Here is a 13,763-nt window from a genome sequence, read left to right on the forward strand (position 1 = left end):
GGTGCCGGGGTGGTGGTGCTCGAGGAGTACGAGCGCGCCAAGACGCGGGGGGCAAAGATCTACGCCGAAGTGGTCGGCTTCGGCATGGGTGCGGACGCCTTCCACATGACTGCGCCCAACGTCGACGGCCCCAAGCGCGCCATGAAGGCCGCTCTGCGCAATGCCGGTTTGAACGCCGATCAGGTTCAGTACCTGAATGCCCACGGCACTTCCACGCCGCTGGGCGACCTCAACGAGAGCAATGCCATCAAGCTGGCGTTTGGGGACCATGCCGGCAAGCTGGTCGTGAACTCCACCAAGTCGATGACTGGCCACCTGCTGGGCGGTGCCGGCGGCATCGAGTCGGTGTTCAGCGTGCTCGCGCTGCACCACCAGGTTTCCCCGCCGACGATCAATATCTTCAACCAGGACCCCGCGTGCGACCTGGACTACTGCGCCAACACGGCGCGCGACATGAAGATCGAGTTCGCGGTGAAGAACAACTTCGGCTTCGGTGGGACCAACGGTACGCTGGTCTTCAAGCGCGTCTGAGGCAGGCTCCCGCGGACCCGCCCTCGCGGCCTCCCATGCCCTGCGATGCGTGCTGCGCCTTCGGTCACCGTGAACGTGCTCCCCTCTCGCTTGGCTTGCGGTGCGCTGCTTGGCCTGGCCTTGGCGGCCGTCGGCGTGAGTGCCGTGTGGGGCGCAGCGCGCAGCGACGCCATCGGAGCGGTGGTGGCGCTGAGCGTCACTGCCCACGCCGCCTGGCTCGTCTACGCGGCGTGGCGCCGACCTGCGCTGGTCTTGCGCTGGGATGGGTTGAAATGGTGGCTCGGGCCCACGGGCGGCGAGCCGCGACCGGGCGCCGTGGCCATTGCGCTCGATCTGGGCGGCGCTATGTTGCTGCGCTTTCGTGCTGCGCCGAGAACGAGGCGGCGTCATGCCAGCACGTGGCTGCCGGTCGAGCGCGCTTGGCTCCCAGCCGAGTGGCATGCGTTACGTTGCGCGGTCTATTCACCGCCGCCGGCCGCGAACACCGGCGCGACCGACGATCCGGGCGGCTGATCGGATGAGCATGCAGGGCCGGCCCAAGGACAAATATTGCAACGCGCCAGAGGCGCAGCCATGAGCGCCGATGCCGATGCCGATGCCGTGCTCGTTGACCGCGTCAAGCAGGGCGACACCCGAGCCTTCGAGATGCTGGTCGTCAAGTACCAGCGGCGCATCGAGCGCCTGATCGGCCGCATGGTGCGTGACGTCGATCTGGTGCCCGACATCGCACAGGAAACCTTCATTCGGGCCTACCGCGCAATGCCGCAGTTCCGCGGCGAAAGTGCCTTCTACACCTGGCTCTACCGCATCGCCGTCAACACTGCCAAGAAGGCGCTTGGCGAACTTAAACGTGATTTGCTGGTGACGGAATCGTCACGCATCAGCCGCGACGAGGACGGCGACGAAACTTCCCGGGTGGAGAACGAACTAACTGACGGCGAGACACCCGAAGCCTTGTTGGCGTCCAAGCAAATCGCCAGGGCAGTGAACTCGGCGATCGAGGATTTGTCCGAAGATCTACGCCAGGCGGTCACGCTGCGCGAGATTGAAGGACTGAGTTATGAGGAAATCGCCGAGGCAATGGGTTGCCCGATCGGTACTGTGCGCTCGCGGATTTTCAGGGCCCGCGAGGCGATCGCCGAGCGGCTTGCGCCGCTGCTGGACAAGCGCTCCGGTGAGCGCTGGTGAGCGCCGTATGGCGCGTCGCTGATGGAGTGGACAATGGATGACAAGAACAAATTTGCGGCTCTAGAGGCGCTGTCTGCGCTGGTCGATGGCGAGGCTGACGCGTCGACTGCCGCGACGGTGTCGGTCTTGTGGCGCAACGATGCGCGCATGCGCGAGCGCTGGCATCGCTACCAGCTGATCGGCGATGCGATGCGCTCCGACGAGCTTGGCGGTCGCGGAGATGACGCCGAATTCGTGAGCAAGCTGCGTGCGCGTTTGGCGCAGGAGCCCGTCGTCCTGGCACCGGCTGCGATGCCGACCACCGCGCGCAACGATGCGCGCCGCGCTTCGGGTGTGATGCGCCGCTGGGCGCCGCCCGCGGCGATCGCTGCGGGCTTTCTGGCGGTGGCTGGCGCCTTGACCGTGACGCGCCTGAGCACACCGCCACCCGCCGGCCCGCCACTGGCGCTGGCGCCAGTGGCCGCTACCGCGCAGTCTGCCGCGCCCGCGGTCGTGGTGCAGGCACCGATTGCAGCGCCCACGGTTGCCGTTGCGGATGTTCAACCCGAGCGCGTGGCGCCGAGCGGGCGCGTGATCCGCGATGCGCGACTCGATCAGTACCTCGCCGCCCATAAACAGTTCGGCGGCAGTTCGGCGCTCGGTGTGCCTTCCGGCTTTCTGCGCAGCGCTACGTTTGAAGACCTGGGCACCGTGGGCGGGTCGCGCTGAGCATGCAGGCCGCGCTGGCTTCCCTGCGAGCGCTGGCCGCGCTGCTGCTCGCCGCTTCGCTGCTTGCACCGCCAGTGCGGGCGCAAACGGGCGATCCGCTGGTCGAGGCGCGCGACGTCAAACAGTGGCTTTGGCGTATTCACGAGGCGGCCGGGCGACGCAATTTCCAGGGCACTTTCGTAGTGAGCGCCGGAGGTTCGGTGGCGAGTTCGCGAATCGTCCACTTCAGCGAAGGCGCCAATCAGTTCGAGCGTATCGAGGCGCTTGACGGCTACAAGCGGCAGGTTTATCGCCACAACGACCTGGTGCATAGCTTCTGGCCCCAAAGCCGGGTGGCCTTGATCGAGACGCGGCAGGCAACCAGCCAGTTCCCGGCGCTGCTGTCGTCGGGCGCCGAGCACATCGTGCAGTTCTACGACGTAAGGCCTGTCGGCGAAGGTCGCGTCGCGGGCCATGACGCCAACGTGTTGCTGCTGCGGCCGCGCGACGGCTATCGCTTCGGCTACCGACTTTGGGCCGAGAAGCAGTCCGGCTTGTTGCTGCGCGCCGAGGTGTTCGACGAACGCGACATGGTCCTCGAGGCTTCGGCGTTTTCCGAGGTGCTGATCGGCGTCAAGCCTCAGCCCGAGCTGGTGATCCAGGCCATGAAGCGCATAGAGGGTTATCGGATTCAGCGACCGTCCCTGCAGGAGGTCGACCTCGCAAGAGAAGGTTGGACGTTTCGGCAATTGCCGCCCGGATTTCGACACGTGAGCAGCGTCAAGCGCACGATGGCCGCCGACGCTCTCACCCAGCGTCCGACCGCGGTGCGCGAAGGGGGCTCGTCGCTGCCGCCGACCGTGCTGCAGGCGATCTACTCCGATGGCCTCACCTATGTCTCGGTGTTCATCGAAGCCTATGACGCGGCGCTGCATCGACGCGAGATCCTGATGGCCATGGGTGCGACCCAGACGCTCGTGCAGCGTCATGGCGACTGGTGGCTGACAGTGATCGGCGACGTACCCGTGGCCACGTTGCGCGCTTTTGCCGGTGCGCTCGATCAGCGGCGATGACACTTCGCGGTGTCCGGTCGTGACGTCAAGCGCCTGCAGTCATGCCGGCGCGGGCTTGGTGTTTGTGTTGGCAAAGGCGATGAGTATGCAAACGAGTAACGAAGCTGTTCGCACGCGGTCAAAGGTGCGCTCTCGGTTGGCGCTGAGGTTGTCGGGCCTGGTTTTGATGTTTGGTGCCGCTTTGCCGGCAACGCACGAAAGCCGGGCGCAAGCGGTGGTGGCCGGCCCGGTCGTCGCCGCGGGGGCACGCGGGCTTCCCGACTTCGCCGACCTCGCCGAGCAGGTCGGCCCGGCCGTCGTGAACATCCGCACCACCGAGCGCGTGCGCGGTGCGCGCAGCGGCGCAGGCGGTGCGCCGGAGATGGACGAGGACATGCAGGAGTTCTTCCGCCGTTTCTTCGGGGTGCCGCCGGGACAGATGCCCGGCCAGCCGCGACCTGACCCGCGGCGCGGTTCCCCCAGACCGGGGCAAACCCCCGATGAGGAGCAGCAGCGCGGTGTCGGCTCCGGCTTTATTTTCACCAACGACGGCTATGTGATGACCAATGCGCATGTGGTCGAGGGCGCCGACGAGGTGTATGTCACCTTGACCGACAAGCGTGAATTCAAGGCGCGCCTGATCGGCGCCGACAAACGCACCGATGTGGCGGTGGTCAAGGTCGACGCAACGGGGCTTCCGTCCGTCAAGATCGGCGACGTCAGCAAGCTGCGCGTGGGCGAGTGGGTGGTCGCGATCGGTTCGCCGTTCGGCCTGGAGAACACCGTCACGGCAGGCATCGTGAGCGCCAAGGCGCGCGAAACCGGCGAATACATCCCCTTCATCCAGACCGACGTGGCGATCAATCCCGGCAATTCTGGCGGGCCGCTGCTCAACATGCGCGGCGAAGTCGTGGGCATCAACTCGCAGATCTTGAGCCGCTCGGGCGGTTTCATGGGCATTTCGTTTGCCATCCCTATGGATGAGGCGACGCGCGTGGCCGATCAGCTGCGCGCGACCGGCCGCGTCACGCGGGGTCGCATCGGCGTGCAGATTGGTGAAGTCACCAAGGACGTGGCCGAGTCGCTCGGCCTCGCACGTTCGGCGGGGGCGCTCGTGCGCTCGGTCGAGGCGGCTGGACCGGCAGACAAAGCAGGGGTGGAGCCGGGCGACATCATTACCCGGTTCGACGGCAAGCCGGTCGAGCGCTCGAGCGACTTGCCGCGCTTTGTCGGCAACACCAAGCCCGGTGGCAAGGCGACGATGCAGGTGTTGCGCCGCGGCAATGTGCGCGATCTGAGCGTGACGGTGGCCGAACTGGAGCCTGATCGTGCGCGTCGTGCGGCGTCCGTGCCGGAAAGCAGCAAGCCGGCGCCGTCCGTCGGCGCGATCTCCGGGGCGCTGGGGCTGGCGGTGACCAATCTCGGTGAAGACGCCAAACGTGAGCTAAAGATCAAGGGCGGCGTGCGCGTCGAGACGACCGATGGAGCCGCAGCGCGCGCGGGCTTGAGCGAGGGCGACGTGATTGTGTCGGTGGCGAACACCGAGATCACCGACGTGAAACAGTTCGAGGCGGTGCTCGCCAAACTTGACAAGAGCAAGCCTGTCAATGTGCTGTTTCGCCGCGGTGAATGGGCTCAGTACGCAATCATTCGACCCGGCAAGTAGGCGGGGTGGCGCATTGCTTTGCTTGTGCAGCGCTCACCGGCCAGAGCCCGTCGGTCTCCTCGTTGCGAGCTTATTTATTAGATGAACTGTGAAGTACACACTTCATTAAGTGCGTGTGCACTTACATCGATAATTGCTGAATTCGATGTAATTGACGATACACAGGATGTATTTCATCGAAATTCGATGCATAGTTTCTGCTTGTCAAACCGTCCACAGGACACGCACAGGTAATTGTTGATAAACTGTGCATACTTTTCGATGTTGGTGCTCTGCAACGACGTAAAACCTAGCATCGGCGCGGTTTTCGGGCGGTTCGGTTTGGCTACAATGAAAGTCCAACGAAGCAGTTGCCAAACGTTTTTTGTTGGAAGGCGCGTCACCGGTTTGACGTGCCTTTTTTTTGGCTTCAGCTCTTCGTGATGCGCGTTCGCCTCGCCGCGCGATCGGGAGCTTGTGCCGCAGCGATTGCACCCCTTCGTGCCCGAAGCGTGAGCGGTTTCCTCCCAGCACAGCAGGTCAGATGGACCACATCCGCAATTTCTCGATCATTGCCCATATCGACCACGGCAAGAGCACTCTGGCCGACCGGATCATTCAGCGCTGCGGCGGCTTGAGCGATCGCGAGATGGAGGCTCAGGTGCTCGATTCGATGGACATCGAGCGCGAGCGCGGCATCACGATCAAAGCCCAGACCGCGGCATTGGTCTACACGGCGCGCGACGGCCGCCAGTACCAGCTCAACCTGATCGACACGCCGGGCCACGTCGACTTCAGCTATGAAGTGAGCCGCTCGCTCTCGGCGTGCGAGGGCGCCCTGCTGGTCGTTGACGCGAGTCAGGGTGTCGAGGCGCAGACGGTGGCCAACTGCTACACCGCGCTCGACCTTGGCGTGGAGGTCGTGCCGGTGCTCAACAAGATGGATCTGCCACAGGCTGATCCGGAGCGCGCCAAAGAAGAGATCGAAGACGTGATCGGCATCGACGCCGATGACGCGATCCCGTGTTCGGCCAAGACCGGCGAGGGCATCGAGGACATCATCGAAGCGGTGATCGCGCGCATGCCGGCACCGCGCGGTCGGGCCGACGGACCACCGCGCGCGATGATCATCGATTCCTGGTTTGACAACTATGTCGGCGTGGTGATGTTGGTGCGCATCGTCGATGGCCTGCTCAGGAAGGGCGACCGCATCCGCATGATGGCCACGGACACGGTCTACCCGCTCGAGCAGCTCGGCGTGTTCACTCCCAAGTCGGTACCGCGCAATGAGCTCAAGGCCGGTGAGGTGGGCTTCTTGATCGCCGGCATCAAGGAACTGCAGGCCGCGAAGGTCGGCGACACCATCACGCTGGAAAAAAAGCTCCCGAACAACGCGGGGCCGGCCACCGAGGCGTTGCCCGGTTTCAAGGAAATCCAGCCGCAGGTTTTTGCGGGTTTGTACCCTACTGAGGCGAGCGAGTACGACCAACTGCGCGACGCCCTCGAGAAGCTCAAGCTCAACGACTCCTCGCTGCGCTACGAGCCCGAAGTCAGCCAGGCGTTGGGCTTCGGTTTTCGCTGCGGATTTCTCGGCTTGTTGCACATGGAGATCGTGCAGGAGAGGCTCGAGCGCGAGTTCGACCAAGACCTGATCACCACGGCGCCGAGCGTGGTCTACCAAGTGCAACTGGGCGGCGTCGAAGCCGAGGTGATCGAGGTGGAAAACCCCTCGAAAATGCCCGAGCTGGGCAAGATCGCCGAGATCCGAGAGCCGATCATGACGGTGCATCTGTACATGCCGCAAGACTCCGTCGGTCCGGTCATGACCTTGGCGAACCTCAAGCGCGGGGTGCAACTCAACATGGCCTACCACGGCCGCCAGGTCGTGCTGACCTACGAGATGCCGCTGGCCGAGATCGTGCTCGACTTCTTCGACAAGCTCAAGTCGGTGTCGCGCGGCTACGCCTCGATGGACTACGAGTTCAAGGAATTCCGGGCGGCCGACGTCGTCAAGGTCGACATCCTGATCAACGGCGATCGCGTCGATGCGCTCTCGATCATCTTGCATCGCAGCCAAAGCCAGTTCCGCGGCCGCGCGGTGGTCAGCAAGATGCGCGAAATCATCCCGCGCCAGATGTACGACGTGGCGATCCAGGCCGCCATCGGCGCCAACATCATTGCCCGCGAGAACATCAAGGCGTTGCGCAAGAACGTGCTGGCAAAATGCTATGGCGGCGACATCAGCCGCAAGCGCAAGCTGCTCGAAAAGCAGAAGGCTGGCAAGAAACGCATGAAGCAGATCGGCACGGTCGAAGTGCCGCAGGAAGCTTTCCTCGCGATCCTTCAAGTGGACGACTGAACCCGACATGAGTGCAATCACCGGGCTGCTCTACGGCGCCCTCGCGGTTTTCCTGGGCGGCTGGTACCTGGGCTTTTGGAGCGGCAACTTCTCGCTGCTGCTGTTCGTCTTGACACTGTCGACCTTCGGCTACTGGCTTGCCGAACGGCTGCATTTCTTGCCGCAACGCGTGGCCGCCGCCTCGGCGCTGGAGACGCAGGATGTGCAACGCCGGGCCGAACTGCACCGCCAAGGCATCACGCAGGTCGATGGCAACGTCTACGCAGCGCGCGAGCGCGTGCTCGCCCAACCATGGTGGCTCGACTGGACCGCGGGCCTTTTCCCGGTGATCCTGGCCGTGTTCCTGCTGCGTTCCTTCTTGTTCGAGCCCTTCAAGATCCCGTCGGGATCGATGATCCCCACGCTCGCGATCGGCGACTTGATCCTCGTGAACAAGTTTCACTACGGCGTGCGCCTGCCGGTGATCAACAAGAAGATCATCGAGAACAACGATCCCAAGCGCGGCGACGTGATGGTGTTTCGCTACCCGGTCGACCCGGGCGTTGATTACATCAAGCGCGTGATCGGCGTACCGGGCGACGAGGTGGCCTACCTGAACAAGCGGCTTTCGATCAACGGCCAGGCCGTGCCGACCGAGCCGTTGCCGGAGTTCTACAACGAGGACTCCTTGCGCTACGCGCAGCAAGCAAGCGAGAAAATCGGTGATGTCGAGCACCGCTTCCTCACCGACACTCAGCGACCCGGTTTCGTCATTCCCATGCAGGACTTCGTCGCATTTCGCGACAACTGCCGCTACAACGCCGAGGGCGTGGTCTGCAAGGTACCGCCCGGCCACTATTTCATGATGGGCGACAACCGCGACAACTCTCAGGACTCGCGTTACTGGGGCTTCGTTCCTGACGCAAACATCGTCGGCAAAGCCTTCTTTGTTTGGATGAATTTCGGTAATCTCAAGCGAATCGGTTCGTTTCAGTGAGCCGGCGAATAAAACACTGAGGAGGGATCTCGATGAACCTTGCGTCAAAAAGACTGGGTACCGCGCGGACCCGTCGTGACCAGCGCGGCGTCACCCTGATCGGCCTCGTGTTCTGGGGCGTGCTGGTCGCCTCGGTCGCGTTGGTGGTGATCAAGGTGCTGCCGACGATGAACGAATACTTCACCATTCAGCGTGCGGTCAACAAGCTCGCCACGTCGGGCGGCAACACCGTGCCGGAGATCCGTAAAGCCTTCGAGCGCCAGAAAGACATCGAGTACGCCATTACTTCGATCAATGCCAAGGATCTCGAGATCACCAAGGAAAACGAGCGCCTCGTGATCAAGTTCGCCTACGACAAGGAAATCGAGCTAGTCGAACCCGTGTACCTGTTGATCAAGTACCGGGGTCGCTCGCAATGACGCCGTGACGCCGGCCCTCGACGCGTTGCAGGCCCGGGTGGGCCACCGTTTCGACGCACTGACGCTGCTTGACCGCGCCCTGACCCACAAGAGCTTCGGCGCACATCACAACGAACGGCTCGAATTCCTCGGCGACGCCGTCCTCACTGCGGCGGTGTCCGACTTGCTTTGCAGGCATTTCGCCGAGTCCGATGAAGGCGAACTGACGCGCGTGCGGGCCCACCTCGTGCGCGAGGAGATGCTGCACCGGCTGGCGCTCGAACTGGGGATTTCCGCGCTGCTTCGCCTGAGCGAGGGCGAGGCGCGCAGCGGCGGCGCACAGCGCCCGTCGATCCTGGCCGACGCGCTCGAGGCGGTCATCGGCGCGGTCTATCTCGACGGCGGCTACGCGAACGCCAGCGCGCTCGTCGAGCGCCTGTTCGCGCCGCTGCTCGAAGCGACATCCACCACCGGCTGGGCCAAGGACGCCAAGACCGAGCTGCAGGAATGGCTGCAGGCGCGCCGAGAGCCGGTGCCCGGCTATTGCATCGAGTCCACGCACGGCCGTCATCACGAGCAGGTCTTCGTCGTCGTGTGCAGCGTGCCCGGCCGCGGGTTCGAGGCGCGAGGCGAAGGGCGTTCGCGCCGCGCCGCCGAGCAGGAGGCCGCGCGCACCACCCTGGCTACACTGAAAAACAGCGAGAACAAGCCGGCATGAACGACAGCATCGATTCGGGCGACGCAGACAGTGAAACGCCGCAACGCTGCGGCCTGGTGGCGATTGTCGGCCGGCCCAACGTCGGCAAGTCGACGCTCCTCAACGCGTTGGTCGGGCAAAAGCTCAGCATCGTTTCGCGCAAGGCGCAGACCACGCGCCACCGCATCACCGGCATTCACACCGAAGACGGCGCGCAGTTCGTGTTCGTCGACACGCCGGGCTTCCAGACCCGCCACACGGTGCGCGGCGCCGCGGCACTCAACCGCAACCTCAACAAGACCGTGCAGTCGGTGCTCGGCGACGTGGACGTGGTGCTGTTTCTCGTCGAGGCAGGCCGCTTCGGACTGGACGACGCCAAGGTGCTGTCGCTCGTGCCGCCCGGCAAACCGACCCTGCTCGTGGCCAACAAGCTCGACCTCGTGCACCGTCGCGCCGAGCTGGCACCCTGGCTCAAGGGCATGCAGGAACGCCACACGTTTGCCGAGTTCGTGCCGCTCGCGGCCAAAGACGTGGACGATGCGCGCCGGCTGTTCAAGATCGTGCGGCCTTACCTGCCCGAGCAACCCTGGTTCTACGGTGAGGAACAGCTGACCGACCGCAGTGAGCGCTTCCTCGTGAGCGAGATCATCCGTGAGAAGCTGTTTCGCCTGACCGGTGACGAGCTGCCCTACACATCCACGGTGGTGATCGACGAATTCAAGGAAGAGGGCTCGCTGCACCACGACCGGATGATCAGGGTGGCCGCCACCATCATCGTCGAGCGTGACGCCCACAAAGGCATGGTGATCGGCGACAAGGGCGAGCGCTTGAAACGCATCGGCACCGAGGCAAGAGTCGAGCTGGAGCGACTCATGAGCGCCAAGGTCTTCCTCGAGCTGTGGGTCAAGGTGCGCTCCGGCTGGGCCGATGACGAGGCGCGGCTCAAGAGCTACGGCTACGAGTGAGCGCGGGTGGTCGCCCGCCGACATCACGGGCCGTGCGCGTGCCGCGGGCACCGGCGGCATTGCATCCGGCCTATCTCCTGCATCGCTACGACTGGAGCGAGTCGAGCCTGATCCTCGGCCTGTTCACGCGTGAGCACGGCCGCGTCGCCGTGGCGGCCAAGGGCGCCAAGCGACCCTATTCGCAGCTGCGCGCGGTGCTGCTGCCCTTCCAGCGGCTCAACGTCAGCTACGGCACGCGCCGCTCGCGCAACGGCGCCGACGCCGAAAGCACCGAAGTGCAGCCACTCAAGGCTGCCGAATGGGCCGGCGGCGCCGCAATGCCCGGCGGCGCGGCGCTGCTGACGGGCTTCTACCTCAACGAGCTGCTGATGAAGCTGCTGGCGAGGCAAGACCCACACCCGGCGTTGTTCGACGCCTATGCGCACACCCTGCCGGCGCTCGCCGGGGGTGACGACACGCGCATCGAGGCGGCGCTGCGCGCCTTCGAGCTGGTGTTGTTGCGCGAGATCGGCCTCTTGCCCGACCTGCGCGTCGTCACGCTCACGCAGCAACCGCTGCCCGCGCACGAACCGCACGCGTTGCGGGCCGACACCGGCCTGGGCCCGGCGGCGCCGGGCGAGCCGGGCCTCGATGCGCCACGCTGGGCTGCGCTGCAATCGGCGCTCCAAGCGCAAGACCTCGCGGCCTTGCAGCGCGCCTGCCTGCCGTCGCTCGCCGAGCTCAAGGGCTTGCTGCGCGGCCTGCTTCACTATCATCTGGCCACACCCGTCCTGCGCACGCGGCAGCTGATGATGGAACTGCAGAACCTCAGCGCATGAGCACGCACGGCCGCCCGAAGGGCGAATACCGGAGTGCGCAGCACGAAGGTACCCTGATGAGCGCCGACCAACGACCAGCGCCAACTCAAGCACCCCGATGAACCCGCTCATCACCACCGGCGCCGCTGCGCACGCGACCCCGACCGCGCTGTCGGTCAATCTCAACAAAGTGGCCTGGCTGCGCAACGCCCGCGCGCTCGACCGGCCGAGCGTCACTCACGCCGCGACCGTGGCGCTCGAGGCCGGTGCGCACGGCATCACCGTCCACCCGCGGCCCGACCAGCGCCACATCCGCACGCAAGACGTTCACGACCTCGCCCGGCTCATGAAGGCCTGGCCGCAGGCCGAGTTCAACGTGGAGGGCAATCCGCATCACAACCTCATGGAACTGGCGCGCGAGCTGGTGGGCCGTGGCCTGCCGCTGCATCAGCTCACCTTCGTGCCCGACAGCGTCGAGCAAGCCACCTCCGACCACGGCTGGCAACTGCCGCAGGACGGTGAGCGCCTCGCGCCGCTGATCGAAGCAGCGCATGCACTGGGCGCGCGGGTCAGCCTGTTCATGGACCCGCTGCCCGACGTGATGGCCGCTGCCGCCGCGCTCGGCGCCGACCGCGTAGAGCTCTACACCGAAGCCTATGCCCGCGCGCACGGCACACCGCAGCAAGCCGAGGTGCTGGCGCGCTACAGCGCCGCGGGCGAGGCGGCGCGTCGTGCCGGCCTGGCCCTCAACGCCGGCCATGACCTCAACCGCGATAACCTGACCGACTTCTTGCGCGCGGTGCCCGGCGTGCGCGAGGTATCAATCGGCCACGCGCTCATCGCCGACGCGCTGGAACTCGGCCTGGCCAAGACCGTGCGCGACTACGTGCGCTGTATCCACCGCGCCGACATGCCAGAGGCGCCGCGCCGATGATCTACGGCATCGGCACCGATCTGTGCGACGTGCGGCGCATCGCGCGCACGCTGGAGCGTCGCGGCGAGCGCTTTGCCGAACGCGTGCTCGGACCGCACGAATTGGGTGTGTATCGCGCGCGCGCCGCGCAGGTGCCGCTGCGCGGCCTGCGCTACCTGGCAACGCGGTTTTCCGCCAAGGAAGCGTTTTCCAAAGCCATCGGGCTGGGCATGCGCTGGCCGAGGAGCTGGCGCGCCTGTGAGGTGATCAAGGCGCCGAGCGGCAAGCCCGGCATCGCCTTGCATGGCGAACTCGCTGCGTGGTTTGCCGAGCGCCGCCTGCAGGCCCATGTGACCGTGACTGATGAATCCGACTACGCCGCCGCCTTCGTGGTGGTCGAACAACTGCCCTCATGAAAACAGCCGCACCGATTTGTTCCCCCGTCGTGCTCGACATCGCCGGGCTCACGCTCGATGCCGACGACCGCCGCCGCCTCGAGCATCCGCTGGCCGGCGGCGTGATCCTGTTCGCGCGCAACTGGAAAAGCCGCGCCCAGCTCACCGCGCTCACCGCCGAGATCAAGTCGCTGCGGCCCGACATGCTGATCTGCGTCGACCACGAGGGCGGGCGCGTGCAGCGCTTTCGCAGCGACGGCTTCACCCACCTCGCGCCGATGCGCGCGCTGGGCGAGCGGTGGATGCGCGACGGCGCGGGCGGTGCTGGCACGGGCGCGATGCACGCCACCGACGCCGCCAGCGCGCTGGGCTTCGTGCTCGCAGCTGAGTTGCGCGCCTGTGGCGTGGACTTCAGCTTCGCGCCGGTGCTCGACCTCGACCACGGCCCGAGCGGTGTGATCGGCGACCGCGCCTTCCACCGCGACCCGAGGGTCGTCGCGTTGCTGGCCAAGAGCGTCATGCACGGCATGCTGCTGGCGGGCATGGCGAGCTGCGGCAAGCACTTCCCGGGGCACGGCTTCGTCGCCGCCGATTCGCACCATGAAGTGCCGGTCGACGCCCGCACGCTCGCGGCCATCCTCGCGGACGACGCGCGTCCCTACGAATGGCTGTCCACGTCGCTGGCCAGCGTGATGCCGGCCCATGTGATCTACCCGAAGGTCGACGCGCTGCCGGCCGGTTTCTCGGCGCGCTGGCTGCAGGACATCCTGCGTGGCCAGCTCGGCTTCACCGGTGCGATCTTCAGCGACGATCTCAGCATGCAGGGCGCGAGCGGCGCCGGCACGCCCACCGAGGCGGCGGTGGCCGCGCTCGAGGCGGGCTGCGACATGGTGTTGCTGTGCAACCAATCGCTGGACGGCGGCACGGCGCTCGACGCGCTGCTCGACGGACTCGAGCGCGCGCTCTCCAAAGGCCGCTGGCAGGCCAGCGCCGACGGCGAGGCGCGCCGCCTGGCGCTGCTGCCCCAGCTCGCGCCGCTGCCTTGGGACGAGTTGATGCACCACGCGCCCTACCTGCGGGCGCTCGATCGTTTGCCGTGAATGCACGCTGCCGGCATCGATTGGCAACGCCGCCGATGTGCGGTATTGCGCCGGTTCAGT

Annotated in this window: 14 protein-coding genes and 1 pseudogene; all 15 read left to right on the forward strand. The window is 65.7% G+C overall.

Annotated features, from left to right (window positions below):
* Positions 1-531 (forward strand): annotated as a pseudogene (locus RMO12_RS05975) (beta-ketoacyl-ACP synthase II); the annotation flags it as partial.
* 45 nt (positions 532-576) lie between these two features.
* The gene (locus RMO12_RS05980) at positions 577-1,044 is read left to right on the forward strand and encodes a hypothetical protein (RefSeq protein ID WP_309638588.1); all 468 of its coding nucleotides are present in this window, start codon (positions 577-579) and stop codon (positions 1,042-1,044) included.
* Positions 1,045-1,104: 60 nt separating this feature from the next.
* Positions 1,105-1,719, forward strand: a complete 615-nt coding sequence (gene rpoE, locus RMO12_RS05985; protein WP_309626374.1) for an RNA polymerase sigma factor RpoE — start codon at positions 1,105-1,107, stop codon at positions 1,717-1,719.
* Between the two features lie 33 nt (positions 1,720-1,752).
* Positions 1,753-2,427, forward strand: coding sequence for a sigma-E factor negative regulatory protein (locus RMO12_RS05990; RefSeq protein ID WP_309638589.1), 675 nt, complete (start codon positions 1,753-1,755; stop codon positions 2,425-2,427).
* 2 nt (positions 2,428-2,429) lie between these two features.
* On the forward strand, positions 2,430-3,479 hold the full coding sequence (locus RMO12_RS05995; protein ID WP_309638590.1) for a MucB/RseB C-terminal domain-containing protein: 1,050 nt from the start codon (positions 2,430-2,432) through the stop codon (positions 3,477-3,479).
* Positions 3,480-3,645: 166 nt separating this feature from the next.
* Positions 3,646-5,124 (forward strand): DegQ family serine endoprotease, encoded by a 1,479-nt coding sequence (locus RMO12_RS06000; protein ID WP_309638597.1) that lies wholly within the window; start codon positions 3,646-3,648, stop codon positions 5,122-5,124.
* Positions 5,125-5,647: 523 nt separating this feature from the next.
* Entirely contained in the window at positions 5,648-7,462 is a 1,815-nt protein-coding gene (gene lepA, locus RMO12_RS06005) for a translation elongation factor 4 (RefSeq protein ID WP_309638591.1), read from the forward strand.
* Positions 7,463-7,469: 7 nt separating this feature from the next.
* A complete protein-coding gene (lepB, locus tag RMO12_RS06010) occupies positions 7,470-8,438 on the forward strand; it encodes a signal peptidase I (RefSeq protein WP_309638592.1) in 969 nt (322 codons plus the stop codon).
* Positions 8,439-8,470: 32 nt separating this feature from the next.
* On the forward strand, positions 8,471-8,857 hold the full coding sequence (locus tag RMO12_RS06015; protein WP_309626095.1) for a DUF4845 domain-containing protein: 387 nt from the start codon (positions 8,471-8,473) through the stop codon (positions 8,855-8,857).
* Between the two features lie 4 nt (positions 8,858-8,861).
* On the forward strand, positions 8,862-9,554 hold the full coding sequence (rnc, locus tag RMO12_RS06020; RefSeq protein ID WP_309638593.1) for a ribonuclease III: 693 nt from the start codon (positions 8,862-8,864) through the stop codon (positions 9,552-9,554).
* Positions 9,551-10,498, forward strand: coding sequence for a GTPase Era (gene era / locus RMO12_RS06025; protein WP_309626097.1), 948 nt, complete (start codon positions 9,551-9,553; stop codon positions 10,496-10,498). The genes rnc and era overlap by 4 nt, the downstream gene beginning before the upstream one ends.
* Before the next feature lie 38 nt (positions 10,499-10,536).
* On the forward strand, positions 10,537-11,316 hold the full coding sequence (recO, locus tag RMO12_RS06030) for a DNA repair protein RecO (RefSeq protein ID WP_309638598.1): 780 nt from the start codon (positions 10,537-10,539) through the stop codon (positions 11,314-11,316).
* A gap of 97 nt (positions 11,317-11,413) precedes the next feature.
* Positions 11,414-12,229 (forward strand): pyridoxine 5'-phosphate synthase, encoded by an 816-nt coding sequence (locus RMO12_RS06035; protein ID WP_309638594.1) that lies wholly within the window; start codon positions 11,414-11,416, stop codon positions 12,227-12,229.
* On the forward strand, positions 12,226-12,624 hold the full coding sequence (acpS, locus tag RMO12_RS06040) for a holo-ACP synthase (RefSeq protein WP_309638595.1): 399 nt from the start codon (positions 12,226-12,228) through the stop codon (positions 12,622-12,624). Before RMO12_RS06035 ends, acpS begins: the two co-directional genes overlap by 4 nt.
* Positions 12,621-13,703 (forward strand): beta-N-acetylhexosaminidase, encoded by a 1,083-nt coding sequence (gene nagZ, locus RMO12_RS06045; protein WP_309638596.1) that lies wholly within the window; start codon positions 12,621-12,623, stop codon positions 13,701-13,703. Before acpS ends, nagZ begins: the two co-directional genes overlap by 4 nt.
* Positions 13,704-13,763 lie beyond the last annotated feature (60 nt).

The sequence above is a fragment of the Methylibium sp. genome (assembly GCF_031393925.1).
Taxonomy (GTDB): domain Bacteria; phylum Pseudomonadota; class Gammaproteobacteria; order Burkholderiales; family Burkholderiaceae_C; genus Methylibium.